26 protein-coding genes, 1 tRNA gene and 1 pseudogene are annotated in these 24,585 nt (G+C 68.8%); 16 read left to right on the top strand and 12 right to left on the bottom strand.

Features of this window, described 5'->3' with window-relative positions; translation table 11 throughout:
• Positions 1-73 precede the first annotated feature (73 nt).
• Complete coding sequence (locus ACZ6ZD_RS09630) at positions 74-595, top strand: GNAT family N-acetyltransferase (protein ID WP_465670165.1); 522 nt, start codon at positions 74-76, stop codon at positions 593-595.
• Here the strand turns inward: ACZ6ZD_RS09630 and ACZ6ZD_RS09625 are convergent.
• Positions 549-1,169 carry a DUF4111 domain-containing protein gene (locus ACZ6ZD_RS09625; protein WP_465670163.1) on the bottom strand — a complete coding sequence of 207 codons (621 nt, stop codon included), beginning with the start codon at positions 1,167-1,169 and terminating at the stop codon, positions 549-551. The two genes, ACZ6ZD_RS09630 and ACZ6ZD_RS09625, sit on opposite strands and share 47 nt — an antisense overlap.
• A 309-nt stretch (positions 1,170-1,478) precedes the next feature.
• Between ACZ6ZD_RS09625 and ACZ6ZD_RS09620 the strand changes: the two are divergent.
• Positions 1,479-1,877, top strand: a pseudogene (locus ACZ6ZD_RS09620) (cysteine hydrolase family protein); the annotation flags it as partial.
• A 25-nt stretch (positions 1,878-1,902) separates the two neighbouring features.
• Positions 1,903-2,067 (top strand): hypothetical protein, encoded by a 165-nt coding sequence (locus ACZ6ZD_RS09615; protein ID WP_465670161.1) that lies wholly within the window; start codon positions 1,903-1,905, stop codon positions 2,065-2,067.
• Between the two features lies 1 nt (position 2,068).
• Here the strand turns inward: ACZ6ZD_RS09615 and ACZ6ZD_RS09610 are convergent.
• A tRNA-Ser gene (locus tag ACZ6ZD_RS09610) sits at positions 2,069-2,157 on the bottom strand.
• 236 nt (positions 2,158-2,393) lie between these two features.
• On the opposite strand from ACZ6ZD_RS09610, the gene ACZ6ZD_RS09605 reads away from it, so the two are divergent.
• Both ACZ6ZD_RS09605 and ACZ6ZD_RS09600 read left to right on the top strand, forming a co-directional pair.
• Entirely contained in the window at positions 2,394-3,599 is a 1,206-nt protein-coding gene (locus ACZ6ZD_RS09605) for an MFS transporter (RefSeq protein WP_465670159.1), read from the top strand.
• Between the two features lie 8 nt (positions 3,600-3,607).
• On the top strand, positions 3,608-4,825 hold the full coding sequence (locus tag ACZ6ZD_RS09600) for an MFS transporter (RefSeq protein WP_465670157.1): 1,218 nt from the start codon (positions 3,608-3,610) through the stop codon (positions 4,823-4,825).
• A gap of 175 nt (positions 4,826-5,000) precedes the next feature.
• On the opposite strand, the gene ACZ6ZD_RS09595 is transcribed toward ACZ6ZD_RS09600, so the two are convergent.
• The 4 genes from ACZ6ZD_RS09595 to ACZ6ZD_RS09580 all read right to left on the bottom strand — a co-directional run bounded on the left by ACZ6ZD_RS09595 (position 5,001) and on the right by ACZ6ZD_RS09580 (position 8,766).
• Positions 5,001-6,260 (bottom strand): cupin domain-containing protein, encoded by a 1,260-nt coding sequence (locus ACZ6ZD_RS09595; protein ID WP_465670155.1) that lies wholly within the window; start codon positions 6,258-6,260, stop codon positions 5,001-5,003.
• Complete coding sequence (locus ACZ6ZD_RS09590) at positions 6,257-6,832, bottom strand: BatC protein (RefSeq protein ID WP_465670153.1); 576 nt, start codon at positions 6,830-6,832, stop codon at positions 6,257-6,259. Before ACZ6ZD_RS09590 ends, ACZ6ZD_RS09595 begins: the two co-directional genes overlap by 4 nt.
• Positions 6,833-6,928: 96 nt before the next feature.
• On the bottom strand, positions 6,929-7,951 hold the full coding sequence (gene cobC, locus ACZ6ZD_RS09585; RefSeq protein WP_465670151.1) for an Rv2231c family pyridoxal phosphate-dependent protein CobC: 1,023 nt from the start codon (positions 7,949-7,951) through the stop codon (positions 6,929-6,931).
• A 20-nt stretch (positions 7,952-7,971) separates the two neighbouring features.
• Positions 7,972-8,766 carry a carbon-nitrogen hydrolase family protein gene (locus ACZ6ZD_RS09580; RefSeq protein WP_465670149.1) on the bottom strand — a complete coding sequence of 265 codons (795 nt, stop codon included), beginning with the start codon at positions 8,764-8,766 and terminating at the stop codon, positions 7,972-7,974.
• A gap of 37 nt (positions 8,767-8,803) precedes the next feature.
• Between ACZ6ZD_RS09580 and mobA the strand changes: the two genes are divergently transcribed.
• The 3 genes from mobA to ACZ6ZD_RS09565 are packed head-to-tail and all read left to right on the top strand — an operon-like array spanning position 8,804 to position 11,222.
• Complete coding sequence (mobA, locus tag ACZ6ZD_RS09575) at positions 8,804-9,343, top strand: molybdenum cofactor guanylyltransferase (RefSeq protein ID WP_465670147.1); 540 nt, start codon at positions 8,804-8,806, stop codon at positions 9,341-9,343.
• Positions 9,344-9,374: 31 nt separating this feature from the next.
• On the top strand, positions 9,375-10,241 hold the full coding sequence (locus ACZ6ZD_RS09570) for a phosphotransferase family protein (protein WP_465670145.1): 867 nt from the start codon (positions 9,375-9,377) through the stop codon (positions 10,239-10,241).
• Between the two features lie 3 nt (positions 10,242-10,244).
• Positions 10,245-11,222 carry an NAD(P)H-quinone oxidoreductase gene (locus ACZ6ZD_RS09565; protein WP_465670143.1) on the top strand — a complete coding sequence of 326 codons (978 nt, stop codon included), beginning with the start codon at positions 10,245-10,247 and terminating at the stop codon, positions 11,220-11,222.
• On the opposite strand, the gene ACZ6ZD_RS09560 is transcribed toward ACZ6ZD_RS09565, so the two are convergent.
• Positions 11,212-11,628, bottom strand: coding sequence for a VOC family protein (locus tag ACZ6ZD_RS09560; protein ID WP_465670141.1), 417 nt, complete (start codon positions 11,626-11,628; stop codon positions 11,212-11,214). The genes ACZ6ZD_RS09565 and ACZ6ZD_RS09560 overlap by 11 nt on opposite strands.
• Before the next feature lie 65 nt (positions 11,629-11,693).
• Here ACZ6ZD_RS09560 and ACZ6ZD_RS09555 point away from each other — a divergent pair, with 65 nt between their 5' ends.
• Genes ACZ6ZD_RS09555 through ACZ6ZD_RS09540 form a run of 4 tightly spaced genes read left to right on the top strand, consistent with a single transcriptional unit; the run spans position 11,694 to position 16,234 of the window.
• The gene (locus ACZ6ZD_RS09555) at positions 11,694-12,266 is read left to right on the top strand and encodes a TetR/AcrR family transcriptional regulator (protein ID WP_465670139.1); all 573 of its coding nucleotides are present in this window, start codon (positions 11,694-11,696) and stop codon (positions 12,264-12,266) included.
• A 37-nt stretch (positions 12,267-12,303) separates the two neighbouring features.
• Positions 12,304-12,888, top strand: a complete 585-nt coding sequence (locus tag ACZ6ZD_RS09550; protein ID WP_465670137.1) for a PadR family transcriptional regulator — start codon at positions 12,304-12,306, stop codon at positions 12,886-12,888.
• A complete protein-coding gene (locus ACZ6ZD_RS09545; protein WP_465670135.1) occupies positions 12,885-13,607 on the top strand; it encodes an ABC transporter ATP-binding protein in 723 nt (240 codons plus the stop codon). The genes ACZ6ZD_RS09550 and ACZ6ZD_RS09545 overlap by 4 nt, the downstream gene beginning before the upstream one ends.
• Positions 13,607-16,234 carry an ABC transporter permease gene (locus ACZ6ZD_RS09540; RefSeq protein ID WP_465670133.1) on the top strand — a complete coding sequence of 876 codons (2,628 nt, stop codon included), beginning with the start codon at positions 13,607-13,609 and terminating at the stop codon, positions 16,232-16,234. The genes ACZ6ZD_RS09545 and ACZ6ZD_RS09540 overlap by 1 nt, the downstream gene beginning before the upstream one ends.
• 161 nt (positions 16,235-16,395) lie before the next feature.
• Here the strand turns inward: ACZ6ZD_RS09540 and ACZ6ZD_RS09535 are convergent, their stop codons facing one another.
• Positions 16,396-16,563 (bottom strand): hypothetical protein, encoded by a 168-nt coding sequence (locus ACZ6ZD_RS09535; RefSeq protein WP_171674472.1) that lies wholly within the window; start codon positions 16,561-16,563, stop codon positions 16,396-16,398.
• A 25-nt stretch (positions 16,564-16,588) separates the two neighbouring features.
• Here ACZ6ZD_RS09535 and ACZ6ZD_RS09530 point away from each other — a divergent pair, with 25 nt between their 5' ends.
• Both ACZ6ZD_RS09530 and ACZ6ZD_RS09525 read left to right on the top strand, forming a co-directional pair.
• Entirely contained in the window at positions 16,589-17,119 is a 531-nt protein-coding gene (locus tag ACZ6ZD_RS09530) for a CGNR zinc finger domain-containing protein (protein WP_465670131.1), read from the top strand.
• Positions 17,120-17,150: 31 nt separating this feature from the next.
• Positions 17,151-17,759 (top strand): bacterial proteasome activator family protein, encoded by a 609-nt coding sequence (locus ACZ6ZD_RS09525; protein WP_465670129.1) that lies wholly within the window; start codon positions 17,151-17,153, stop codon positions 17,757-17,759.
• Here ACZ6ZD_RS09525 and ACZ6ZD_RS09520 read toward each other — a convergent pair whose 3' ends face one another.
• Complete coding sequence (locus ACZ6ZD_RS09520; RefSeq protein ID WP_465670127.1) at positions 17,760-18,566, bottom strand: HAD family hydrolase; 807 nt, start codon at positions 18,564-18,566, stop codon at positions 17,760-17,762.
• 442 nt (positions 18,567-19,008) lie between these two features.
• On the opposite strand from ACZ6ZD_RS09520, the gene ACZ6ZD_RS09515 reads away from it, so the two are divergent.
• On the top strand, positions 19,009-19,638 hold the full coding sequence (locus ACZ6ZD_RS09515) for a WhiB family transcriptional regulator (protein WP_171674468.1): 630 nt from the start codon (positions 19,009-19,011) through the stop codon (positions 19,636-19,638).
• A gap of 179 nt (positions 19,639-19,817) precedes the next feature.
• Here the strand turns inward: ACZ6ZD_RS09515 and ACZ6ZD_RS09510 are convergent, their stop codons facing one another.
• Together ACZ6ZD_RS09510 and serS are read right to left on the bottom strand one after the other, a co-directional pair.
• Complete coding sequence (locus ACZ6ZD_RS09510; protein ID WP_465670124.1) at positions 19,818-20,627, bottom strand: HAD-IIB family hydrolase; 810 nt, start codon at positions 20,625-20,627, stop codon at positions 19,818-19,820.
• Entirely contained in the window at positions 20,624-21,898 is a 1,275-nt protein-coding gene (serS, locus tag ACZ6ZD_RS09505; protein ID WP_465670122.1) for a serine--tRNA ligase, read from the bottom strand. Before serS ends, ACZ6ZD_RS09510 begins: the two co-directional genes overlap by 4 nt.
• Positions 21,899-21,953: 55 nt before the next feature.
• On the opposite strand from serS, the gene ACZ6ZD_RS09500 reads away from it, so the two are divergent.
• Positions 21,954-23,585, top strand: a complete 1,632-nt coding sequence (locus ACZ6ZD_RS09500; RefSeq protein ID WP_465670120.1) for a bifunctional phosphatase PAP2/diacylglycerol kinase family protein — start codon at positions 21,954-21,956, stop codon at positions 23,583-23,585.
• A gap of 463 nt (positions 23,586-24,048) precedes the next feature.
• Here the strand turns inward: ACZ6ZD_RS09500 and ACZ6ZD_RS09495 are convergent, their stop codons facing one another.
• Positions 24,049-24,537 (bottom strand): DUF4446 family protein, encoded by a 489-nt coding sequence (locus tag ACZ6ZD_RS09495; RefSeq protein ID WP_465670118.1) that lies wholly within the window; start codon positions 24,535-24,537, stop codon positions 24,049-24,051.
• Positions 24,538-24,585 lie beyond the last annotated feature (48 nt).

Below are 24,585 nucleotides of genomic sequence, written 5' to 3'. Positions count from 1 at the left end.
CGGACCACCATCATGTGACACGACATCGACAAACCTTTGGACCGGTCGACCACTCACTCCCTACGCTCAACAGATGCTCCACCTTCGACCGCTACACCCGGCCGACATCGCAACGTTCGCAAGCTGGGGCGCGGATCGGCGCTTCTGGGAACACGCCGGCTGGACGGTCGACCGCCCGTCTGCAGCCCGCGAGGAGCACTGGCGCCGGATCGTCGAGACGCCGCAGCCAGACCTGTTGCGACTCGCTGCCGTTCAGGGGACGGACGTCGTCGGGTACGCCGACCTCCACGGAAGCGATCCGGAACGGCGCGAGCTCGGCTACGTCGTCGGGCCGTCCAGCCGATGGGGGCAGGGTCTGGGCAGCGCTATCGCCCGCCTGGCTGTAGACCACGGCTTCACGACGCTGGAACTGGAGGCGATCGACGCACAGGCCGCAGAGACCAACGAGAGCTCGATCCGGATCCTGATCGGCCTCGGCATGACCGAAACACCCGACCAGGGCCTGGAGACCTATCTGGGTGCGCCCACACCTACTCGGAGCTTTACGCTCAGCCGCGCGGGCTGGCTGCGAGGACGTAGTCGCGGAAGGCTGTGAGAGCTGCGGCGTCCCACCGGGGTGGGGTGTCGTCGCGGTACGCGGCCAGCGCCTGCTCAACCAGCGGGCGGTGCACACGGGGCAGGTTCTCGAGCGCCCACAGGGCGCCCTCCTCCTTACTGAGCACGGACCCGTTCTCCAGCATCTCCAGAACCCGACAAGCGTTCAGGACGCCGTACTCCGGTGTCTCAAACAGCGCATCGCCGTCGAACACATCGTGGAGGTCATCAAGCACGGCCGACAGGTAGTCCGCTGGCGGCACAGCCGCAAACACCTCAGCCGGCGGCGGCCCACTCACAGCCACCCCACGGGCCCGTACGACGCTGATGTGCGCCGCCAGATCAGGGTCGGCCCCGTCGTCGCCGTAGTCGACCTGCCCGGCCAAAATCCGTTCCGCCCACGCCTCCGAGTAATGCACCTCGAACGGCCGCGGATGCACCGCCGTCCCCGCCTGCTCCGCCGTCAGCACCGACAACTCCAGATCCCCCACCATCGGCCGCCCCGCAGCCCGCTCAGCCAACCCCCGAGCCACCCGCTCCCGCTCGGACGCAACCAACCGCTCACGCACAACCACCAACAAATCCACATCACTACGCGCCCGGTAGTAACACCCCATAGCCAACGACCCATGCACATAAACACCCAGAGTCGCCAACCCCAAAGCCCCCACAGCGCCAACCACATACCCCCGCAAATCCGGATCACAGTCCCCCCAAGACCGCCCGACCACCCCCATAACCCCACCCTAGCCACCACCACCCCACCCCCGCCCACCATTTAGCGGAGGGCACCCGACGATGCGGACTACGATCCCGAAGACCAGCGAACTCGAACACCTGACCGCTGCTGCCGAGGTTCTCAAGGACGTCGAAAGGTAAGGCGAATGATCAACCTTGATGACAGTGTCCTGGCGGTAGTCGACATTCAGTACGCTTTCGTTTCTCCCGCCTCTGCACACATCGTCCCGCGAGCCTCGAAGTTCATTCGCGATTGGGCCGCCGCCGGACGGCCGTACGTGATGACGCGTTGGCACAACACTCCCGATTCACTGTTCGAGAAGCTGTTCAACTACAACCTGGTCCAGAAGGACTCACCCGAATTCGAGCTCGTTGACGAGCTGAAGGACCTCACGGACGGTGCCGTCGCCGTACTCGACAAGCCGACGTATTCCCTGTTCTCGGAAGAGGGTGCCGCACTCGTCCGAGAACACGGTTGGCGGAACATGGTCGTCATCGGCCTGGACACGGAGTCCTGCGTCCTCAAGACGGCCGTCGACGCCTTCGAAGCAGGCGTCGTCCCCATACGTCGTGACCGACCTGGTCTACAGCCACGCAGGCGAGGAGGCGCACAGCGCCGGTCTCCTGGTCACCGGGCGGTTCATCGGCCGGCGTCAGCTCGTCACGGCCGCCGACGTTCACGCGGCGGCAGCGTCCACCCCGGGCCCGTCCGGTCATGGTCCGGCGGGGTTGTGAGCGGAGGGCGTGGGATTCGAACCCACGATGACGGTCACCCGCCATACCGGTTTTCAAGACCAGCGCACTCGGCCGCTATGCGAGCCCTCCTGGCGGCTTGCCGCCGAGGGTTGAGGATAGCGCAGGGGGGGGTGGGTGGGGTTGTATGGTCTGGGGGTGAGGGCGGAGGGGCCGCCTGGGTGTGGGACGGGGGTGAGAGCAATGTCTCGGTCGTTCGGGGACGTGGCTGCCGCCGTCCGGTCGGCTTGCTGATTCGCTGCTGATCGGGCTGATGACCGGGGTTTGCCGGTCGGTCCGTGTTTTGTCATGCCCTCTGGAGATACCTCATGTCTTCCCTTCGGGAAATCGTGGTGCCTTCCGCGCTTGGCGCGGACTTCCGCCGGATCTGGCCGGCGGCGATCATTTCCAATCTCGGCGACGGTGCGCTGCTGGCGGCGGGGCCGCTGCTGGTTGCGTCGATGACCAGCGCGCCTGCTGCGGTCGGGGCTGCGGCGTTTGTGCAGCAGTTGCCGTGGCTGTTGTTTGCGCTGTTCAGCGGCGCGCTGGTCGATCGGCTCGATCGGCGGACGATGATCATCGCCGCCGACGTGTTTCGGGCTTTGGTGCTTGCTGCGCTGGGTGCGGCTGTTTTGTTGGGGACGTCGCCGTTGTGGGCGATTTACCTGGCGCTGTTCTTGCTTGGTACGGCGGAAACCCTTGCGGATAACGCATCTGGCGCGCTGCTCGTCAGTGCGGTGCCGAAGGACCAGCTAGGTAAGGCGAACTCGCGACTGTTCGCTACCGGCACTGTGCTGCAGCAACTTGGCGGGCCGCCATTGGGCGCGTTGCTGTTCGCTGCTGGCGCCGGCGTGCCGCTCGTGTTCGACGCAGTGACCTTTGCGGCGGCTGCTGCGCTCATTTCGCGCGTCTCAGTCCGTCCGGCGCCAGCACCCGCTGGTACGGCGTTGTGGACCGAGGTGCGGGCGGGTCTGCATTGGCTGTGGGGGCATGCGGGCGTACGAACGTTGGCGTGGTCGATCCTGATCATGAACATCACCTTCTGCGCTGCTTTCGCGACCTGGGTGCTGTACGCGCGGGAGCGGCTGGGGCTGAGCGAGATGCAGTTCGGGCTACTCGTGGCCGCGGGTGCAGTGGGTGGTGTGTTCGGAATGCCGGTCTACCACCTGCTTGAACCGCGGGTGGGGACGCTGACACTGTTGCGGGCCGGGCTGGTGCTCGAGACCGTCGTCCACCTGGTTCTGGCGCTGACGCGGAGTCCTTGGGTCGCTGGGGCGACTATGGCGGTGTTCGGCGTCCATGCGGTGGTTTGGGGGATTGTTTCGACCACTGCGCGGCAGCTGGCGACACCTGAGCCGTTGATGGGTCGGGTGAACAGCGTGTACCTGCTGGCATCGGTTGGTGGTGCTGCGATCGGCTCTGCGCTCGGCGGCGTCCTTGCTCAGCAGTACGGGCTGACCGCTCCGTTTGTGGGAGCTTTCGGTGCCATGGTGTTGATGACCGCAGTGGCCTGGCGGCCTCTGCGGCATGTATGAGTGGACGCATGCCATCCGCGATCTCCCTCGGCCTGCCCAACGTCCGAGGCCGAGTGCCGCTGCTGGCCGCGTTGGCGATCGACTCGTTCGGCGGCGGGTGTGCTGGGCCGCTCCTGCTGCTCTACTTCGTTCGCGTCGCCGACATCCCACTGGGGACGGCGGGGCTCTTGCTCACGTTTGCCACGCTGTTCTCGGTGGCTGCCCCGGCTGCGGTCGGTGTGGTGATCGACCGGGTCGGACCGCGCAATCTGGTCATCGGCGCGCAGTGGGCACAGGGAGCGGCGTTCGTCGGCTTCTTCTTCGGACGGTCGCTCTGGCTGCTGTTTCTGTGCGCGCTGGTCACCACGATGGGCCAGAGGGTGTTCTGGTCGTCCATCTTCACGCTGTTGGCTGATGTCGCGGACGAGGGCGATCGGGACCGCTGGTTCGGGCTGGGCGGGATGATGCAGGCCGGCGGGTTCGCGCTGGGCGGTCTGGCGGCTGGTGCGCTGCTGGCGATCGGTGGGACGACGTCGTTCCTGATCGCAATGGCTCTGAACGCGGTGACCTTCTGTCTGGCCGGTGTGCTGCTGATGCGGCTGCATCCGTCTCACCACGAGCGGACTGTCGAGGACTCCGGTCCGGCGCCGCTGCTCCGCAAGGACAAACCGTTTCTGGTGCTCATTGCGGCCAACACGCTGCTGGCCACGGCCATGATGATGCTCGGCATTGGCCTGCCGGTATACGTCACGGACGCGCTTCCGGCACCGGAGTGGTTGGTCGGCGTACTGCTGGCCGGGGTGTCGGTCGTACTGGCGACTGGGCAGACGATCGTCGTCCGGCGGACCGAGTCGCGTCGGCGGACGACGGTACTAGTCGTGTGCGGAGTCGGCTGGGCGGTGTGGGCGCTGGTGATGGCGTCGCTGACGCGCGTGCCGGAGGGGTTGGTCGCTGTGGTGCTGGTGCTTGCGACTGCTATTTACGCCTTCTCGAGCCTGCTGCACTCGGCGACCAACAACGCTCTCGCCGCGGCAGTGGCTCCGGTCGTCGGGCGCGGCAAATACCTCTCCTACTGGCAGTACGGCTTCACGTTCGCCAGCGTGCTGACCCCGGCGTTCTTCGCGCAGCTTTTCGAAGTGCGGCCCGAGTTGCCGTGGCTGGCGACGGCAGTGCTCGCGCTGGTCGCCGCGGTCACGATCGCAGCCGTCGCGCGCGTACTGCCGACGTCCGCGCACCCGGCCGATTGACGCGTCAGGATTCGTTGCAAACTATCGAACATCTGTTCTAATGTTTTCCTAGTTCGTGGTTCTCTCCCGGATCATCCGGACGGCCGAGCCTCCCACCTCCGATGTGGACGGCCGGACCGGATGCCGCCGCCCGGGGTGTGAGGTCCCGGGCGACGGAGAACCGCCCACAAGCTCATCAGGAGGTGGTCGTCAGGACGGCTTCGGTCAGAAGACGGCGCGCGAGTGTCAGCTGCGCCTCGGGGGCGAGGGTGGGGAGTTCGCCCACTTTGTGGTCTTGACCGTTCAGGAGGGTGGTCAGGGCTTCGCTGGTCGCGGCGGGGAGGGAGATGCGGCGGTCGGGTAGGTGCAGGACTGTCGGGTCGCCGGGAGTCAGGTGGTAGTGAAGGTTGGCTCGGCGGCGGACTGTGCTGCCGATGGCCAGAGACTTGATGGCTGCCGCGTGTGCCAGCGGGGCGATTGGTTCGGGACGATTGGCGGACCAGGTACGGCGTCGGATGCCGGGGACCAGGTCGGATGCGGTTGCGTTGCGGAGGTGGTTGATCAGGACTTCTTTGAGCTCGGGGAGGAGTTGGGCGAGTTGTGCCGGGTCGGCGGGGTCGAAGCCGAGTGGGAGGGCTGAGCGAAGGGCAGGTTCGTTGGCGGCCAGATTGGTCAGCTCTTGGACGATGAGATAGCGGGTCAGGGTGTGGAGACCGACCGTTAGGTGAGCGCTGGTGCCGCCTAGGGCTTTGGCTGAGTGCAGGAAGCCGCGCGGGACGTAGAGGGCATCGCCTGGGCGTAGTACGTCGTCCACTACTGGTGTGGTGTCGCGGGCGGCTGCGGCTACTGCGGCGGAGCGGTCGGTCCAGGGTTGGTTGCGCAGTGGGTCGAGGTGGACTGGTTCGTGGACGGTCCAGTGCTTCTGACCGGCGACTTGGAGGACGAAGACGTCGTGGACGTCGTAGTGCGCGGAGAAGCCTTGTGACTCCGGCGGTGTGATGTACGAGTTGATCTGCACCGGGTGACCGGCGTCGGCCGCCAGTTGGGTGGCGAAATCGACTAGTGCGGGCCAGGTGCGGTGGAGGGCTTGGAGTACGACGGTGTGGCCGTTGGCGAAGAGTGCTGCGACCTTGTCGTCACGGACCTGGTCGGGGATGTCGGCGCCGACGCCACCTGGGCCGGTGAACTGGCTGTCGCCGACGACGACGCCGTTCTTCGCGATGCGCAGGAAGGGCGTTCGCAGGCCGCGGCGGGAGAGGAGTTCGTCCGCGGCGGTCAGGCTGAAGAGGTCGTCGTACGGCGCGGGGAGGTCGGGGGCGCGCGTGAGCAGGGCCCGGGAACCCCAGTAGGAGTTGGCGAAATGGTCGACGTTCGTTACGCAGCGCCGGAGAGCCGGACGGTCGACCGCCTCGGCTGCAGGCTCCGGTCGAGGTCCGGCTCCCAGCACTGTGGTCACCAGCTCCCGGAGTTCCCGCCACCGGAACCACCGGCGCCACCGCCCGCGCCACCGTCAGCACCGCCGTCGGTCGCTTCGGAATCCGCACCACCGTCCGCAGTGCCCTCGTTCTCGACGCCACCTGCGCCACCGTCCGCACCACCGTCGGTGGCTTCGGAGTCTGCACCGCCGTCCGCGGTGCCCTCGTTGTCGTGGCCGCCTGCGCCTCCGTCGGCGCCGCCGTCTGTGGCACTGGCCGCCGCGCCGCCGTCGGCGAGGCCCTCAGCACCGCCGTTACCGTCGCCGAAACCTCCGTCACCAGAGCCACCGGAGCCGAAGCTGGAGTTGCCGGCTCCGCCGTCCGCGCCGCCGTCGGTGCTGCCCAGGTCGGCGCCGCCGTCGGCCGGGCCTTCGGCGCCGGCTTGGGTGTCGTTGCCGTCCGGCGAGCCTCCGTACCCGCCCGCACCGCCGCCCGCACCACCGCCAGCGCCGCCATCGGCGCCGCCGTCCGTCGTGTTGTTGTTCGCTCCGCCGTCCGCCGGGCCTTCCTCGTTTGGGGAGGAGGTCTTGATGTCGTCGTCGTTGAAGCTCATGATGCCGTTCCCTTCGCAGATGGCCACTCAGAGTGCGTTGGGGCACTCCGCGACCATCCGGTGCGCAGCGGGAGTGCGGGCTAAACGTCGCGCGAGTTACAGGTCGACGGCGATGTCGCGCCAGACCTTCACGAATCCGTCGGTGATCGCTTCGGGCCGGACGGCGATGCGCAGCCAATCCGGTCCGAGACCGGGGAACGTGTCGCCGCGGCGAACCGCGTATCCCCTGGCCCGTAAGGACTCTCGGAGGACGACGCCGCCGTCGACCTGGACGAGGACGAACGGGCCGCGCGGGACGCCGTACGTGCGCGCGGCCGTCAGGTTGCCGAGGAGGTGAGCTCGCTGGCGCTCGAGGTCCGCAGCCGCCCGAGCGGCTTCGGCCACCGCGTGTTCATTGCTGCAGGCAATCGCAGCAGCGAGCGCGGGCGTGGATACCGGCCAGTGCGGCTGGACGGCGGACAGCTGCTCAATCACTCCAGGTGCAGCGAGCACGTAACCGACGCGGAGCCCGGCCAGGCCCCAGGTCTTCGTCAGGCTGCGGATGACGACCAGACCGGGGATAGACGCACCGACGAGGGACTCCGGCTCACCGGGCACCGCATCCATGAAGGCCTCGTCGACCACCAGAATGCGGTCCGGGCGCGCCAGCTCGCGGAGGGTGTCGGCGGGATGCAGCACGGACGTCGGGTTGGTCGGGTTCCCGATGACGACCAGGTCGGCGTCAGCCGGGATCTGCCGCGGGTCGAGGACGAAACCATCCTCAGGACGCAGTACTACCCGGTCGACCAGGTGACCCGCGGAGCGGAGCGCCGCTTCAGGCTCGGTGAACTGGGGGTGCACGACGACCGCGTGCCGGGGCCGGAAGGTGCGGGCGATCAGCACGAAGGCCTCAGCCGCGCCGGCAGTCAACAGGACGCGGTCAGCTGCGACCCGGTGGCGTTCGGCGACCGCTGCGCGGGCGGCGTCCTGACGTGGGTACGCCGCGAGGTCGGTCAGGCTCGCTGCGATCGTCTCGAGGAGCCAACTCGGAGGCGTGTTCGCACGCACGTTCACTGCGAGGTCGACGAGCCCCTCGCCGACCTCCTGGTCGCCGTGGTGCCACAAATCGAACCCGTCCACCACGGCAGGTTATCCGGTCGTCAAGAACGCGAGGTGACGGTGAAGCGGCGGTTGGAGAGCGAGGGGTTCTGGCGGCGGACGGCGGTCAGACGCTCAGGGGAGATTTCGGCCGCCACGTGGCCGTCGGCCTCGGCCAGAGCGGCGACGGCGATGCCCTGCGGGTCGATGATCTGGCTGCGGCCGGAGTACTTCTTGCCGTTCTGGGCGGCGGCAGCGACGTAGCAGGTGTTCTCGATGGCTCGGGCGGTGAGCAGCGTGGTCCAGTGGTGCTCTTTGAGCGGTCCGCGGACCCAGGCGGCAGGCACCAACAGGACTTCGGCTCCGGCGTCCACGAGGGCCCGCGAGAGCTCCGGGAAGCGCAGGTCGTAGCAGGTCATCAGGCCCAGCGTTCGGCCGGCGACTTTGACGACCACAGGAACGACGTCGCCCGGCGTGAGCTGGTCGGACTCCTTGTAGCCGAACGCGTCGTACAGGTGGATCTTGCGGTAGGCGCCGAGGAGAGCGCCGTCTGCGCCGACGGCGAGGAGGGTGTTGTACGGACGCGCCTGGTCACAGCTGCGTTCGAACATGCCGGCCACGATCGCAACGCCGTGCTCGACGGCGCTCTTGCGCAGCGTGGCGACGAACTCGCCGTCCAGCGGCTCTGCCTCTGCCGCCACCGACCCGCCCTCGGCGGCGAAGTCGAGCATGATCGCCTCTGGCAGCACGACCAGGTCAGGTCGGTCTGCTGCCGCTTCGGCGACCAGCCGGGTCACCAGCTCTCGGTTGGCCGCCTTGTCCGCACTCCCGGCCGCCTGCACCACCGCGATCCTCATCTCCCCATGGTGCCGCAGAAACCGGCAGACTGCGGGTGTGGAGTTCGATGCGGTGGTGGTGGCAGGCGGCGGCGGACGCCGACTCGGCGGCGTGGACAAGGCGATGGTCGTCCTGGACGGCGTCACATTCTTGGACCGCGTCGTCCGAGCCGTTGAGCGCGCCCAACAGACCGTGGTGGTCGGTCCGCGACGAACGACGTACCGCCAGGTGGAGTGGACCCAGGAAGACCCACCCGGCGGCGGACCAGTCGCAGGACTAGCCGCCGGCCTCCAACACGGACACGCCCCAGCGGTAGTAGTCCTGAGCTGCGACCTCCCCTGGGTGACCGCGGACGACGTGGCCCGTCTGCTGAGCGAGATCAACCAGTCCGACGGCTGCGGCCTACGCGATAGCGACGGACGCGAGCAGTGGCTCGCCGCGGCGTACAAACGCGCCTCCCTGACCGCAGCGATCCACCGACTCGGCGATCCGCGCGACCAGTCCGTACGCCGACTCACCGCCGATCTGAACCTCCTCTGGACCGACCCGACCCACGCCGGCGACGACGTCGACACCTGGGCCGACCTGGACGACTAAAACCGCTGGACGCCGCACTTACCGTCGAAACGTGGATGTCGACGCGATGGTGGCCAAGGCGCGGCCGAACAGCCAGGTGACCGGCGTACGCAAGCGGACTGGCGGACAGCTGAGTGCCGTCTTCGAGGCGGAATGCGCCGGCGAGGCGCCGGTCATTGTGAAGGTCTACAAGCCGGAGTGGGCCTGGAAGCAGGCCAAAGAGGTCCACATCTACGGACTGCTCGCGACAGAGTTCAGCGACGAAGTTCCACAGGTCATCCACGCGGAGCCGGCCGGTGAGCAGGATGCGTTCACCGTGCTCACGAAGCTCGACGGCGTGCCGCTGTCAGAGATCCAGCCGCCGGATCAGCGAGCGGTGTACGCGCAGATCGGTGAACTGCTCCAACGGATCCATCGGATCCCGCAGACCGCATTCGGCTATCTGGTGGACCGAGTCCTGGACCCGATGCCGGACAGCGACTCCTACCTGCGAAGGCAGTTCGCGAAGAAGCTCGACGAGTTCGAGCAGCTCGGTGGCGAGCCGAGTCTCTCGGCGCGGATTCGGGAGTTCTTGGCGAGCTCTCCCAAGACAGTCGCTGCTCCGGTGCTGTGTCACAACGACCTGCACGAGGGCAACCTGCTGATCGACCCGGCGACCTGGCGGATCACCGGGTTCGTCGATGTCGAGAACGCGATCGCCGCCGACCCGTTGCTGGACGTCGCGAAGACGATCGCCTACGCGGTCGAGGGGGACGCGACGAAACTCCAGGGCCTGATCGACGGGTACGGCGAGTTCCCGGCCGAGGTGATCGACCTCTACCAGGTCTTCCATTGGCTGGAGCTCTGGGACTGGTTCGCCTCGATAGGCGAAGACGCTCATCTGGACGGGATCGCCGCGCTGATCGCCGGTACGGTGTGAGGTATGCGAGCTGTCGTTTGTGAAGGTGCCGGCGGGATCGACGTACTGACCGTCGGAGAGATTCCGGATCCGACGCCGGCGGTCGACGAGGTCGTGATCGACGTCGTCGCCGCGGGCGTGAACCGGGCGGATCTGTTGCAGCGGCAGGGTTTCTACCCGCCGCCGCCCGGCGCGCCGGGGACGATCGGGCTCGAGGTGTCCGGCCGGATCGCGGCCGTCGGCGCCGAGGTCGAGGGCTGGGCGGTCGGCGACGAGTGCTGCGCGCTGCTCGCTGGTGGCGGGTACGCCGCGAAGGTCGTCGTCCCGGCGCCGCAGGTGATGCCGGTGCCGGCCGGGGTCGATCTGGTCAGCGCGGCCGCGCTGCCGGAGGTCGTGGCGACCGTCTGGTCGAACGTGTTCATGGGCGCCCACCTCAAACAGGGTGAGACGCTGCTCGTGCACGGCGGCGCGTCCGGGATCGGGACGATGGCGATTCAGCTCGCCGTCGCGCACGGCGCTCGCGTCCTGACGACGGTCGGCAGCAAGGACAAGATGGAGTTCTGCAGCCGGCTCGGCGCGGATGTCGCGATCAACTACAAGGAAGCCGACTGGGCCTCGGTGGTCCAGGAGGCGACCAAGGACGCCGGCGCCGACGTCATCCTCGACATCATCGGCGCGAAGTACCTGTCCGACAACGTGAAATCGCTCGCGTACGACGGCCGGCTGGTGGTGATCGGGATGCAGGGCGGCGCCAAGGGCGAGCTCGATCTCGGCCGGCTGCTCAGCCGCCGCGCGTCGGTGACCGCCACCGGCCTGCGTGCCCGCTCGGTCGCCGACAAGGGCCGGATCATCGCCGAGGTGGTCGGGCACGTCTGGCCGCTGGTCGAGGCGAAGAAGGTCCGCCCGATCGTGCACGCCACGCTCCCCCTGGAGGCGGTGGCCGAGGCCCACCGCGCCCTCGAGGAGTCCACTCAGATCGGCAAGATTCTCCTTACTGTGTAGGGAAGTTGGCCGCGATCCACTCCGGGTCCGGCGCGACGAGCTGGATCACGTCGAGCCAGGTCCCCTCCGGGTCGCGGACGAAGAAGTGCCGCTGGCCCCACACCTCGGTGACCACCTCGGTCTCCAGCCGGACGCCGGCCGCGACGAGCGCGGCCGCGGTCCGGTCGGCGTCCTCGACGATGAAACCGAAGACGTTCGAGCTCTCCGGCAGCGCCGAGACCGCGGCCGGCACCGACTCGTGCCCGCGCTGGGTGATCGCGAGCTCCCAGGCGGCGTCACCCCGGCGGAGGCAGATGAACCAGCCGATATCGACGGTGACCTGGAGATCGAAGTGCTGCTGATAGAAGGCGGCGACCTCCGAGGGCCGGTCGGTGACCACGGTCGCGCCGAATGCCGCGGGTTGCATACAAGCTCCTATCCACTACATCTGTTGTACTGCATTTGTAGTGGACGGCTGCTACAGTTGTCAACGTGCCCCGGAACCCCGAACGCCGCGCCCAGCTCGCCGACGCGGGCCTCGCCGTCCTCGCTGAGGCCGGCGCCCGCGGCCTGACCCACCGCGCAGTGGACGCCGCCGCCGGCTTCCCCGCCGGTACGGCGTCCAACTACTTCCGCACCCGCGACGCACTCCTCGGCGCGCTCGGCGAGCGGATCTTCGAGCGCCTCGCCCCCGACCCGGCCATCCTCGAACCGCTCGCCGACCGCGCGCCGACGATCGACCTCGTCGTCGACTACGTCCGCTACATCGTCGAGCGACTTCTCGGCCGCCCCGAGCTCTCCCTCGCCCTGCTGGAGCTCCGCATCGAGGCCGCCCGCCGCCCCGGCCTGCACGAGATCCTCGCCCGCACCCTGCGCGAGGGTTTCGATGCCGACGTTGCCTTCCATGTGGACGCCGGCCTCCCCGGCGGCGCCGAAGAGGTCCGCCTCCTGCACTTCGCCATCGACGGCCTCGTCCTCGACCGCCTGACCCCCGGCACCGGCTACCCGTACGACGTCGACGCCGCCACCGAACGCCTCGTCCGCCGCCTGATTCGCGCCGACTGATTGACCCGGAGATACCGAGTATGCATACTCGGTATCTATGTCGATCAAGCACGGACTGCTGGCGTTGCTCCGCGAGGAGCCGAAGTACGGATACCAGTTGCGCGGAGAGTTCGAGGACGCGACCGGGGCGATCTGGCCGCTGAACATCGGGCAGGTCTACACGACGCTGACGCGGCTGGAACGAGACGGCCTGGTGCGATCCGCGGCTGAGCCGGCTGCGGACGACGGGCGTTCGCGGTACGAGATCACGGACGCCGGGCGGGCCGAGCTGGCCGTGTGGTTCGAGACTCCGGTGACGCGGGAGTCGCGGCCGCGGGACGAGTTGGCGATCAAGCTGGCATTGGCGCTGGTCGCGCCCGGGGTCGACGTGCGGGCCGTCGTCCAGCGGCAGCGCACGGCGACGATGCAGTCGCTGCAGGAGCTGACCCGGCTGAAGCGCGGTGATCGGGAGGGGGAGATCTCCTGGCTGCTGGTGCTGGAGTCGATGATCTTCGCCGCCGAGGCGGAGATCCGCTGGCTCGACCACTGTGAGGCGATGCTGTTACGGCATCGGGGCCGCCCGGCGAAACCGCCGCTACCGCACCCTGAGCCGGCCGACGAAACCGCCGAGGTGAACCGATGAACGCGATCCTCGACATCCGCGGCCTGACCCGGACGCACGGCGTCGGCGCGCAGGCCGTGCATGCGCTGCGCGACGTCTCACTGACGGTCGCGACCGGCGAGCTGGTCGCCGTGATGGGACCGTCCGGCTCCGGCAAGTCGACGCTGCTCACCTGCGCCGGCGGTCTGGACCGGCCGACCAGCGGCGAAGTACTTGTCGATGGCAACGATATTACCACCCTCGGCCCCGCCGCCGTGGCCGCGCTGCGCCGGCGCCGGATCGGCTACGTCTTCCAGGACTTCAACCTGATCCCCGCCCTGACCGCCGCCGAGAACGTCGCACTCCCGCTCGAGCTGGACGGCGCACGGACGCGGGCCGCCCGCAAGTACGCCGAAGCCGCACTCCAGGAAGTGGGTATCGATGAACTCGCCGACCGATTCCCCGAGGACATGTCCGGCGGCCAGCGCCAGCGCGTCGCCATCGCCCGCGCGATCGTTGGCGAACGCCGCCTGCTGCTCGCCGACGAGCCCACCGGGGCCCTGGACTCCGAGACCGGCGAAGCCGTCCTCCGCCTGCTCCGCGACCGCTGCGACCAGCACGGCATCGCCGGCGTCCTCGTCACCCACGACGCCCGGCACGCTGCCTGGGCCGATCGCGTCGTCTACCTTCGCGATGGTGTCCTGGTAGGCCAGGCAGGCCCGCTCCCCGAGGCCGACGCGCTGTTACAGGAGAGCCGCTGATGGGGAGTTGGGGGCCACCCCTGCGGATCGCCCGGCGCACCACCCGCAAGTCCATCGGACGAACCCTCCTGGTCGCCGCGCTGATCGGTCTTCCGGTCTTCGCCGCCAGCTGGCTGAGCGTCACGGCCCGGACGTCGACCCCGACGGGCGAGACACTCGCCACGACGGTGCTCGGCCAGGCCGACGCCCAGGTCTGGGTCTCGCCGTACTCGAAACTCGACCTGCAGTACGGCCCGCCGATCTTGTACAACCGGCCCGGCCCGCCCGACGGCGCGGAGCCGAGCAGGGACCCGGCGAAGTTCGACGTCCGTCCGCTGCTTCCGGCAGGCGCCGTCCTCGCGCAGCCGTTCGCGGACGCCGGCAGCGCGGACGTCAAAGGGCCCAACGCCGTCAGCTCCATCGGGGTCATGACCGGCGACGGTCAGAGCCCGTTGCTCAACGGGACCATCTGGCTGGACAAGGGTCGCTTCGCATCGACGCCGGGTGAGGTCGTGCTGTCGCCGACGCTCGCGAAGGATCTCGGCGTCGGCATCGGCGGCAAGCTGAACACCGCCAAGGGCACCTCGTACGACGTGGTCGGGCTCGCCCGCAGCCTGCAGAATCCCGGGCGGCGGACGATCTTCGCGCCGCCCACGACCACAGTGGTCGAGCCCGGCGGCCAGTCGGAGGTGATGTACCTGATCGACTTACCGACCGGCGCCGATCCGCAGGCGCTGATCATGCCGCTGGGCGACCAGGGTCTCCTTTTGTTGCCGCGAGCAAATATCGTTGATCCGCCGGACGACATGTACGGCACGACCGGGGCCGGGCCGTACGCGGCGGTCGCATTGGTGATCGGCTTCGGCGTCCTGGAGATCGTGCTGCTGGCCGGTGCCGCGTTCGCCGTCGGAGCCCGTCGGCAGACGCGGGAGCTCGGTCTGGTCCTGGTCGCCGGTGGCACTCCGCGGGACGTCCGGCGGGTCGTTCTGCTGCAGGGCCTGTTCGCTGGGATCGTCGGCGTCGCCGCCGGCCTCGCACTGGCCGCAGCGGCCCTGCTCATCGCGCGGCCGATCTGGGACCGGACGAACGTGCTGCTGTTCGAGAGCTGGCAGATCCCCTGGGTCGCGCTCGTCTGGATCGTGGTGATCGGCCTGGTCGCCGGTCTGAGCGCGGCCGTCGTGCCCGCGATCAGTGCGAGTCGACACACGCCGCTCGCCGCGCTGTCCGGTCGCTTCTTCGCAACCAGTCAGCAGACCAAAATCCGGCGCGCACCAGTCCTGCTGGTGCTGGCGGGCGTCGTACTGGTGGTTGCCGGCTCTGGGCTGCTCAGCGTGGCCCTGGCGGCCGCCCGCAGGCAGAGCGAGGTCGACGCCGGCGTCCAGGCCAGCGTCACGCCCACGACGCCGATCGCGCTCGTTCTGCTCGGTATCACCTTGACCATCAGCGGGATCATCTGGATGCTGCCGAGCATCGTCGGCGCTCTGGCCCAGTTGGCCGGCCGGCTGCCGCTCAGCGGCCGGATCGCACTGCGGGACGCCGCCCGGCACCGGCACCGCACAGCTCCGGCCGCGGCGGCGATCATGATGTCGGTCGCGGCTTCCGCGGCAGCCGCGTTCGCCGCTGCGAACTTCGCCGCTGCGGAGGAGGCCAGCTATCTGCCCAGCGCTGTGCACGGTAACGCGGTTCTGCGCTTCGACACCGCTGGAAACGGCCCGATGCCGTACTCGGCCGATCTGGAACAGCGCGTCGCCGACCGGTTGCCGGTCGCGCACAGGTTCCACTTCGGTCAGATTGCGGCACCGGCCAACAAGTCCGGCAGCCCGATCTACCTGAGCGTCCTGGGCGACGAGACCAGGACGCCGGACCGGTACACCAGTCAGTACGCGGGTCTGGTGGCCGTGGATCCGGCCTATCTGGAGAAGTTCGGCGACAACGGTCGACAGATCGCGGCCCAGCTGCGGACCGGCGTCATCGTCGTCCCGCACCGGGAGTTCACCAGGACCGGGACGGTCGCGATCGAGGCGGGCGATCCGTCCGACATCAAGAAGAGCCTTCCGCACCGGGCGGCGTACGTCACCGACCTGCCGGAGCTGCAGTTCCTCAACGGTCAGGCACTCATCGACACGGCGGCGGCCGCGAAACTCGGGCAAGTCGCTATCGACATGGTCGAGTACCAGCTGACCCGGCTGCCGACCGATGACGAGGTCGCCGCCGTGGAACAGCTGCTCGGCCGTGACGACATCTTCTCGGTAGAGAAGGGCTTCCAGAGCCCGAGGAGCCTCGTCATGCTCTGGGTCCTGCTGGCCGCGCTTGTCGTGACGCTGCTCGGCGTCGCGATCGCGGTCGCGTTGTCCGCGGCCGAGGGCCGGGCCGATCTGGCCACGCTGGCCGCCGTCGGTGCGGCACCACGGCGCCGCCGCAACCTGGCTGCGGCACAGGCGTGGACGCTCGGTCAGCTGGGGTGCGTGCTGGGTGTGGGGGTCGGCGCGCTCTACGGCTACACCGCGCACGCGGCCTTCGGGTCACCGAGCTTCGCGATTCCGTGGCTGGAGCTCGGCGCGATCATGCTCGTCGTCCCGCTGTTCGCGGGGTTGCTGGCCTGGCTGTTGACGCGGTCGCGGCTGCCGATGGTGGCGCGGATCGACTAGGGCGTGTCTCCTTATCCCGCGCCGTAGCGAGCATGTGCTCGGTGCGGTAGCTCGGCGTGCTGGAGTGAAGGGTTCGATGCGGCGCATCGTGCCCTTTGCGCCAGTGCGGCGAGGTGGCGTGCCGAGTGCAGCGCAGTAGGCGGGGGATGAGGAGACACGCCCTAGCTCGCGATGTGGGCGACCTCGGGGTAGGCGACGGGGTACGGCGGCGTGCTGGTGACCCTCCAGTGGCCACAAGCACACCGCTGGTAGACGACCAGGCCCTCGCTGACCTGGTGGGCGGACACCGCGGTCCAGCGGTGCCGATGGAGCTCGCTCTGGGCTGTCATACGACCATCGTGCTGTAATGGCATTATGCATCTCAACCCTTACGGCGCGGATGCCGTCCTGCTCGCCGTCAACCTGGCGACGCGACCGCCGGCGTCGCCGGTCGAGCTGGCAGAGCGCTGCGAGGAGAACAACGTCGACAGCCGACTCGTCCGCGAGCGGAAGGTGACCGACGCCGACCTGGCCGCGGTCCGGGTCGCGCTCGACGAGTGGCTGGCCGTCGTCGACGCCGCCGACGAGCAGACCCGGGTCGACCTGACGAACGCGATGCTGGCCAAGTACACCGAGCATCCGCGGCTGACCAACCACGCCGGCAACGGCTGGCACATGCACTACCGGCCGGACAACGTCCCCGTCGGCCGTCTGGTCGCCACACTGATCAGCACCGGCACCGCGCTGCACCTGGCCGGCCGCGGCATCACCCGGCTCGGCCGCTGCGCCACCGACGGCTGCGACAACGTGTACGCCGACCTGTCCCGGACGGGCCGTCAGCGGTACTGCAGCCCCGCCTGCGCGAACCGGGACGCCGTCCGCCGGCATCGGGCCCGCACACCCTAGCTCTGGCAGCGGGGGGTCCTAGGATGGACGAATGAGCGAGGAGAGCAACGAGGGCCAGGGTCAGGGGCTGCCGATGACCGGGGCGCGGACCGAGGACGGCAAGGTGCTGATCGTCGGGCCGGACGGGATGGCCGTCGAGGGCCCGCCGCGCTCGGACGACGACGACCACGACGACGGACCGCGGTCGGTGACCGAGCTGGTCGAGCAGCCGGCCAAGGTGATGCGGGTGGCGAACATGATTCGCCAGCTGCTCGAAGAGGTGAAGTCGGCGCCGCTGGACGAGGCGTCCCGGCAGCGGCTGCGCGCGATCCACGAAGCGTCGATCAAGGAGCTGGAGAGCGGTCTGGCGCCGGAGCTGGTCGAGGAGCTGGAGCGCCTCAGTCTCGACTTCACCGACGACAGCACGCCGACCGAGGCCGAGCTGCGGATCGCCCAGGCCCAGCTGGTCGGTTGGCTCGAAGGCCTCTTCCACGGCATCCAGACGGCCCTGTTCGCCCAGCAGATGGCCGCGCGGCAGCAGCTGGAGCAGATGCGCCGCGCGCTCCCCGGCGGCCAGCAGCTGCCCGCTGACGGCCAGTTCCCCGACGCACCCCAGGCCGGTAACACCGATGGCCCGGGCAGCGGGGGCATGTACCTCTAGCTAGAGCTCGAACAACTCCTCGAGGACGGCGGCGACGCCGTCCTCGTCGTTTGTCGGGCAGATCGCGTCTGCGGCGGCCAGGACGTCGGCGTGCGCGTTGCCGACGGCGTACCCCGTCCCGGCCCAGGCGAGCATCGGGAGATCGTTGAGGGAATCGCCGAATGCGATCGTGTCCGCCGCCGGGATGTCCAGCTCGGCGCAGAAGTCGGCCAGCATGGCCGCCTTGGAGACTCCGGCCGCGGCGATCTCGACCAGGCTCGTACCGCCGCTGTGGCTGGCGCTGACGCGTCCGCCGACCACTGCGGCCACCTGGGTCAGTAACTCGTCGGAATGCCAGCTGGGGTGCCGTACGAGGAGTTTGGCGGCCGGTTCGGCCAGGAGGACCTCCAGCTCGGCGACCAACGTGTTGTCGGGCTGCGGCCAGTGGTTCTGGTAGTGCGGCTCCTGTCCGTAACGATCCGATCGCTCGATCGCGAACTCCACCTCGGGAATCGCCGACCGGATCGCCTGCGCCACCTCGAGCAGGACGCCGGGGTCGATCAACTGGGTCCGGATCGCCGTCCGCCGGCCGACGTCGTACAAAATGGAGCCGTTGGCAACTATTGCGATTCCGTGATCGCCGACCAGGTCGGACAGGTCGTGCAGCCAGCGAGGTGGCCGCGCGGTGACCATCACGAAAACACTTCCCTGCTGTTGCGCAGCGATCACGGCGGCGCGCGTCCGGTCCGAGATCGAGCGGTCGCTACGGACCAGCGTTCCGTCCAGGTCGGTGGCGATCAGGCGCGGCGGGCGGCGGTGTCCAGTCACCCGCCTACCGTAACCGTGACGTTCGGCTTTCAGAGGATTCAGATCAATCTGATTGAGTTTTTGACAACGTCATCAGACCGTTACGGCAACATGCTGCAAAGGCAGCAAGTTCCCCTGCGCAGCCGGCGGAACGCGTGATTTCATGCGGTGGTCTGCTGGGGAACCAGCTGCGATTCGATCGCGTCGTACGCCTGTTCTGGATCAGCACGACTGAGACAGCCCATCAGCGAACCCGGCAGACGAGAACGTCCGCAAAATTGATGCGGATTTGGCTGCAACCAAATCCTCAGCAGCGACGTCAACAGTTATGGATCAGTCTGTCCCGTCATCGGGACGACAGGGTGGGTCGGCAACAGTTCGTCGGTCCATCAGCTAGTGGATCCGTGTGCGCGAGCGTCGTTCATCGCTCGTTCATGTGAGTCCGGATACTTGGGGAGCCTTGATGACCGTCAACAGCGCCAATCTCACGGAACGCTCTCGCGCGGCTGTCGACACATCTTCCAGCACAGATGGGGCCATGACCGGTTGTATCGCCCGGTCGGATATTTTCCAGCACCGCTTGATGGAAGAGCCGCCGCCCGCCTCGGCCACGCGCCGGACCCGGGAACGTTACGAACAGCTCGTGCGGGACGCAAAGGCCTTGTGTGCTTCGTGTCCGCTGTTCACCGACTGCCTGTACAGCGCCGTCGCCGAGCACGATGTCAGCGGTTTCGTCGCCGGAACCACTGCTGCACAACGCCGCTCGATGCGGAACCTGCTCGACGTCGAGGTCCAGGCCGACGACTTCGACCAGCTCGCCGGCGCGCGGGGTACACGCCGTCCAGTCAGTCACGAAGAGGTGCTGCGCCTGCGCGGTCAGTACCCGAACGACAGCCTGGAATCCCTTGCCATGCGGCTCGGATGCTCCTTGTCGACCGTCAAGAGACACCTGCGGCGGGCGCGTCGCGGCCAGAGCCCGGCAGCCAAGACGCCGCGGCCGCGGCCCGAGGTGAGCGCCGTCCTGGATGCCTTCGAGACCGTCGTCGACGTTCAGCCCTGTCAGCCCCGCCGGGGCGGCAGCCGCGTCGCCTGATCGACCTTCGGCCCGCCAGCGGACTGTCGACCACTCAGCGCAAAGGCCCGGAATCCCTGCGTAGGCAGGGATTCCGGGCCTTTTGGTTGCTAGTGGCAAGCTTCGCCGTTGTCAACCCTTTTCATCCTGATCGAAAGGTCTACTCAGAGCTGGACCACTGTTGAAGAATGTCGGTGCGATCAGAACCAGCGGTTGAGGACAGCGGCGACGCCGTCGTCCGAGACCGATTTCGTCACCTCGTCGGCGGCCGACTTCACTTCGTCGGGCGCCGCGCCCATCGCGACCCCGTGGCCGGCGTACGACAACATCTCGATGTCGTTGCGTCCGTCCCCGATCGCGAGCAGACCGGACGCGTCCAGGCCGTACTGGGCCAGCGCGACCTTCAACCCGGTCGACTTGTCCACGCCCTCGGGCGCGATGTCGAGCCACGCCGTCCAGCCGACGAAGTAGCCGACCCCGTGCAGACCGAGGCGCTCGGCCAGGACGACGAAGTCCGCCTCGGACTGCTCCGGGTCCCGAATGATCAACCTGGTCACGGGTTCCGGCGCGAGCTCGTCGTCGCTGACCACCCGGATCGTCGCGTTCTTACCGAGGTCGCCGTCCGGGAACGGGGCCGTCACCAGGTACGTCCCGTCGTGCTCCTCGACCGCCATCCGCGCGTTCGGCGCGTGCTCGCGGACGGAGGCGATCACCGTCCGCGGGTCGAAGGTGCGCTCGTCCAGGACTTCGCCGTCCGGGTACCGGAGCGTGCGGGCACCGTTGCTCACGACAACCAATCCGCCGGTGGGCAGACCGAAGCGCTCGGCCACCGGTTTGGTGGTGGACCAGGCCCGGCCGGTCGCGAGGATCACCGGCACCTGGGCCGCGGCCCGGCGGACGGCGTCCACGACCGCAGGCGACAGCCCCTCGTCGTGGTCGATCAGCGTGCCGTCGATGTCGAGGGCAACCGCTGTCGGGCGGAAGGTGGTCACCTGCGGTCGTTCGCTCATCTGTTGACCGGCTCGAGGACCTCGCGGCCGCCGACGTACGGCTGCAGCGCCGTCGGCACCCGGACCGATCCGTCGGCCAGCTGGTGCGTCTCCAGGATCGCGACGATCCAGCGGGTGGTCGCCAGCGTCCCGTTCAGGGTGGCGACCGGCTGGGTCTTGCCGTCGGCGTCCCGGTGCCGGATGTTCAGCCGGCGGGCCTGGAAGTCGATGCAGTTCGACGTCGAGGTGAGCTCGCGGTACGCGCCCTGGGTCGGCACCCAGGCCTCGCAGTCGAACTTCCGGTACGCCGAGACGCCCAGATCACCCGTCGCGGTGTCGATCACCCGGTAGCTCAGCTCCATCTTGTCGAGCATCTGCTTCTCCCAGTCCAGCAGCCGCAGGTGCTCCGCGGCGGCGTCCTCGAGCGTGCAGTAGGAGAACATCTCGACCTTGTCGAACTGGTGGACGCGGATGATCCCGCGGGTGTCCTTACCGTGCGAGCCGGCTTCCTTGCGGTAGCAGGACGACCAGCCGGCGTACCGCAGCGGGCCGGCGGACAGGTCGAGGATCTCGTCCATGTGGTAGCCGGCCAGCGCGACCTCCGACGTCCCGGTCAGGTAGAGCTCCGGCTCCTCGAGGCGGTAGACGTCGTCGTGCGCGTTCAGGTAGCCCGTCCCGCCCATCACCTCGGGCTTGACCAGGGTCGGCGTGATCATCGGGGTGAAGCCGTTCTCCACCGCCTGCTGGATCGCCAGCTGGAGCATGCCGAGCTGCAGCAGCATGCCGGCGCCCTTGAGGAAGTAGAACCGCGAGCCCGAGATCTTGGCGCCGCGCTCCATGTCGATCGCGCCGAGCAGCTCACCCAGCTCGAGGTGGTCCCGCGGCTCGAAGCCCTCGGCCGCGAAGTCGCGCGGCTTACCGACCTCCTCGACCACGCGGAAGTCGGCCTCGCCGCCGACCGGGGCCTCGTCGGAGACCAGGTTCGGCAGGGCGGCCGCGAGCTCGTCGTACCGGCGGCCGGCGTCGTTCGACGCGGCCTCGGTGGCCTTCACCTCGGCGGCGAGCGTCTTGGTCCGCTCCAGCAGCGCGGCGCGCTCGTCGCCCTTGGCCTGGGCGACCTGCTTACCGAGCGACTTCTGCTCGGCCCGGAGCGCCTCGAAGGCGGAGATGGACGATCGACGCTCACTGTCGGCGACCAGAATCTGGTCGACCAGGTCGGTACTCTCACCGCGCTTGGTCAGGGCGGCACGTACGACGTCAGGGGTCTCACGGAGCAGTTTCGCGTCAATCACACCCTGAGGGTATCGGGGCGTGTCTCGCCGGGCGAAGTCAATTGGGGATGATGTGGTGGGTGCACGTGTCTACCGAGGGGGAGCCGAGCGGGCGATGAACCACCATCCACCCAGTGCGCTCGGCCGTGTGATCACGGTCGTGCTGGGTGCGTTGCCGTTCACCGTCATCACGCTGCTGGTCTTCGGCGGGTGGCCGCCGCTGCAGCAGTGGGACGCGTCGGTGGCGGCCCGGGCGGCGGCGTACGGGGCCACTCATCCGCAGGTCGTCGACTTCTGGGAGGTCGTCGGGGCGGTCGTGCTGCCGTGGGCGAACCGGGCCGTGATCCTGGTGGTCGCCGCTTATCTGTGGCATCGGCGGGCGCGGCTGCTGACGATCTGGCTGCTGGTGACGGCGGGCGCTGAGCTCGGGCTGGTCCAGGCGGTCAAGTTCATCTTCACTCGGGCGCGGCCGGAGGAGATGCTCGTCGCGACCGACGGGTGGTCGTTCGTCTCGGGGCATGCGACGGCGGCGTTCGTGATGGCGGGGGCGCTCGGCGTCGTCCTGCCGTCGGTGCGGGGCTGGCGGCGGCGGTTCCGGCTGCTGGTGCTGCTGCCGGTGATCGGGGTGGTCTGGATCGCCTCGGCGGACCGGATCGCGCTCAACGTGCACTACGTGTCGGATGTGCTCGGCGGGTGGGCGCTCGGGCTGGCGATCCTGACGGCGACGTCCATCGGGTTCGGGTTGCGGCCCGGGTTGCGGCGGCGGCGTCGGCGTACGCCGTCCTCACCGGAAGAGATCGCGCGACCGCCGCGGGCGGCCGTCATCGTGAACCCGATCAAGGTCGGGGACGGCGTCGCGTTCCGGCGAAAGGTGACGCGGGCGCTGGAGCTGCGCGGGTACGACGACCCGCTCTGGCTGGAGACCCGGGAGGACGACTCGGGGAACGCGATGGCCAAGCGCGCGATCGAGTACGAGTCGGATCTGGTGCTGGTGGCGGGTGGCGACGGGACGGTTCGCGTGGTCTGCGCGGCGCTCGCGCACACCGGCATCCCGGTCGGCGTGATCCCCGCGGGCACCGGGAACCTGCTCGCCCGCAACCTGAACATCCCGCTCGACCTGGACGACGCCCTGGAGCGGATCCTGGAGGGCCGCGACCGGCGGATCGACCTGGTCTCCGTCCGCGGCGACGAACTCGACACCGACCGCTTCGCCGTGATGGCCGGCCTCGGGCTGGACGCCGCGATCATCTCCGGCGCGCCCCCGGTTCTGAAGGCGCAGATCGGCTGGCCCGCCTACCTGGTCTCGACCGCCCGCAACATCAACCACCCCTCGGTCCGCGTCCGCATCACCTTCGACGACGACCTCACCATCGAACGCCGCGTCCGCACCGTCGTCATCGGCAACGTCGGCATGCTCCAGGCCAACATCCCCCTCCTCCCCGACGCCCGCCCCGACGACGGCCTCCTGGACGTCGTCGTCATCGCCCCCCGCCGCGTCACCCAATGGCCCATCGTCGTCTGGCGCCTCCTCACCCGCACCAACCGCGCCGACATGTACCTCGAACGCTTCACCGCCCGCAAAGTCGCCATCACCGCCACCGACCCCGTCCAACGCCAACTCGACGGCGACCCCATCGGCCCCGGCCGCTCGCTAACCGCCGAAGTAGAACCCGCCGCCCTAATAACCCGAGTCCCCAACCGCCGCTAACCAGACGCCGTACCCCACCCAGGTCGCCACCACCGGGCACCACTCCGCCCGGCTCAAGTCGGTCAGGCCCGGCAACTGCAGGAGGCTGCCAAGCAGCCGCAACCCTCGGTCCAGCACCCGCCCGGCAGTCGAGACCCGTCAGCCCGACGACCCGCCCCTCACCTCCCCAGCCCCGGGCACCACTCCGTCCGGCTCAAGTCGCCAGGCCCGGCAACTGCGGGAAGTTCGCCAGGCAGCCCTATCCCTCCATCGGTCCGGCACCCGCCCGGCAGCCAAGACTCCGCCGGCTCGGCGGTGGGCCCACCTCGCCACTCCACCCCTGGGCACCACTCGGCCCCGCCCAGGTCAGTCAGGCCCGGGAACTGCGGAGGGTGTCCCGGCGGCCGCGACCTTCCAGTCGGTTCGCCGCACCAGCCGAGACCCTCGGCAGGCCGACGGCTCGCCCCTCGGCTCCTGATCTAGCTCAGGCTACGGTCGGGCCGGCTTCTTTGCGGAGGGTTTCGAGGGCTTCTTCTTCTTCGGGGGAGAGTTTGGACTCGCTGGTGAAGGTGCGGACTTCTTTGGCGTAGGTGCGGGCGTCGGCGCGGGAGTTGATGGAGGTGAGGACGACGCCGTCGCCGTGGTCGTCGAGGAGAGCGAGGGACCAGGAGAGTTTGCCGCCGGTGTCGCCGAAGGCGTCGTAGCGGACGATCGCGAGGTGCTGGATGGTGTCGCGGAGTTCGCCGCGGGTGACGTCGATGTCCTTGGTGAGCCGGCGGAGCTCGGATTTGACCGTGCCGGGTTTGGGCTCGGGCTGCCGGTCGGGCTCGGGGGCCGGCGGGGGCGCGACGGGCTGTCTGGCGGCGGACGTCGGACCGGATCGGTCGCGGTGCGCCTGGATGGCGAACACGAGGGCGAGTACCGCCACGAAGAGGGCGGCGATCCCGAACACACCGGCTAACGTCGAAGACACGCACGGCAGCCTAAAGCATCGGGTATTTGTTGAGTACTCAGGTGGTTG

The sequence above is a fragment of the Kribbella sp. NPDC104218 genome, from assembly GCF_055584105.1.
Note: the sequence above shows the minus strand (reverse complement) of the source record. Positions and strands in the feature narration are given on the sequence as shown.

Excerpts from the sequence above, each read along its gene's own strand:
- ACZ6ZD_RS09630 (WP_465670165.1), top strand. The coding sequence starts at position 74 with ATGCTCCACCTTCGACCGCTACACCCGGCCGACATCGCAACGTTCGCA.
- ACZ6ZD_RS09605 (WP_465670159.1), top strand. The coding sequence starts at position 2,394 with ATGTCTTCCCTTCGGGAAATCGTGGTGCCTTCCGCGCTTGGCGCGGAC.
- ACZ6ZD_RS09600 (WP_465670157.1), top strand. The coding sequence starts at position 3,608 with ATGCCATCCGCGATCTCCCTCGGCCTGCCCAACGTCCGAGGCCGAGTG.
- ACZ6ZD_RS09590 (WP_465670153.1), bottom strand. The coding sequence starts at position 6,832 with ATGAGCTTCAACGACGACGACATCAAGACCTCCTCCCCAAACGAGGAA.
- ACZ6ZD_RS09580 (WP_465670149.1), bottom strand. The coding sequence starts at position 8,766 with ATGAGGATCGCGGTGGTGCAGGCGGCCGGGAGTGCGGACAAGGCGGCC.
- ACZ6ZD_RS09565 (WP_465670143.1), top strand. The coding sequence starts at position 10,245 with ATGCGAGCTGTCGTTTGTGAAGGTGCCGGCGGGATCGACGTACTGACC.
- ACZ6ZD_RS09560 (WP_465670141.1), bottom strand. The coding sequence starts at position 11,628 with ATGCAACCCGCGGCATTCGGCGCGACCGTGGTCACCGACCGGCCCTCG.
- ACZ6ZD_RS09550 (WP_465670137.1), top strand. The coding sequence starts at position 12,304 with ATGTCGATCAAGCACGGACTGCTGGCGTTGCTCCGCGAGGAGCCGAAG.
- ACZ6ZD_RS09545 (WP_465670135.1), top strand. The coding sequence starts at position 12,885 with ATGAACGCGATCCTCGACATCCGCGGCCTGACCCGGACGCACGGCGTC.
- ACZ6ZD_RS09540 (WP_465670133.1), top strand. The coding sequence starts at position 13,607 with ATGGGGAGTTGGGGGCCACCCCTGCGGATCGCCCGGCGCACCACCCGC.
- ACZ6ZD_RS09535 (WP_171674472.1), bottom strand. The coding sequence starts at position 16,563 with ATGACAGCCCAGAGCGAGCTCCATCGGCACCGCTGGACCGCGGTGTCC.
- ACZ6ZD_RS09530 (WP_465670131.1), top strand. The coding sequence starts at position 16,589 with ATGCATCTCAACCCTTACGGCGCGGATGCCGTCCTGCTCGCCGTCAAC.
- ACZ6ZD_RS09525 (WP_465670129.1), top strand. The coding sequence starts at position 17,151 with ATGAGCGAGGAGAGCAACGAGGGCCAGGGTCAGGGGCTGCCGATGACC.
- ACZ6ZD_RS09515 (WP_171674468.1), top strand. The coding sequence starts at position 19,009 with ATGACCGTCAACAGCGCCAATCTCACGGAACGCTCTCGCGCGGCTGTC.
- ACZ6ZD_RS09510 (WP_465670124.1), bottom strand. The coding sequence starts at position 20,627 with ATGAGCGAACGACCGCAGGTGACCACCTTCCGCCCGACAGCGGTTGCC.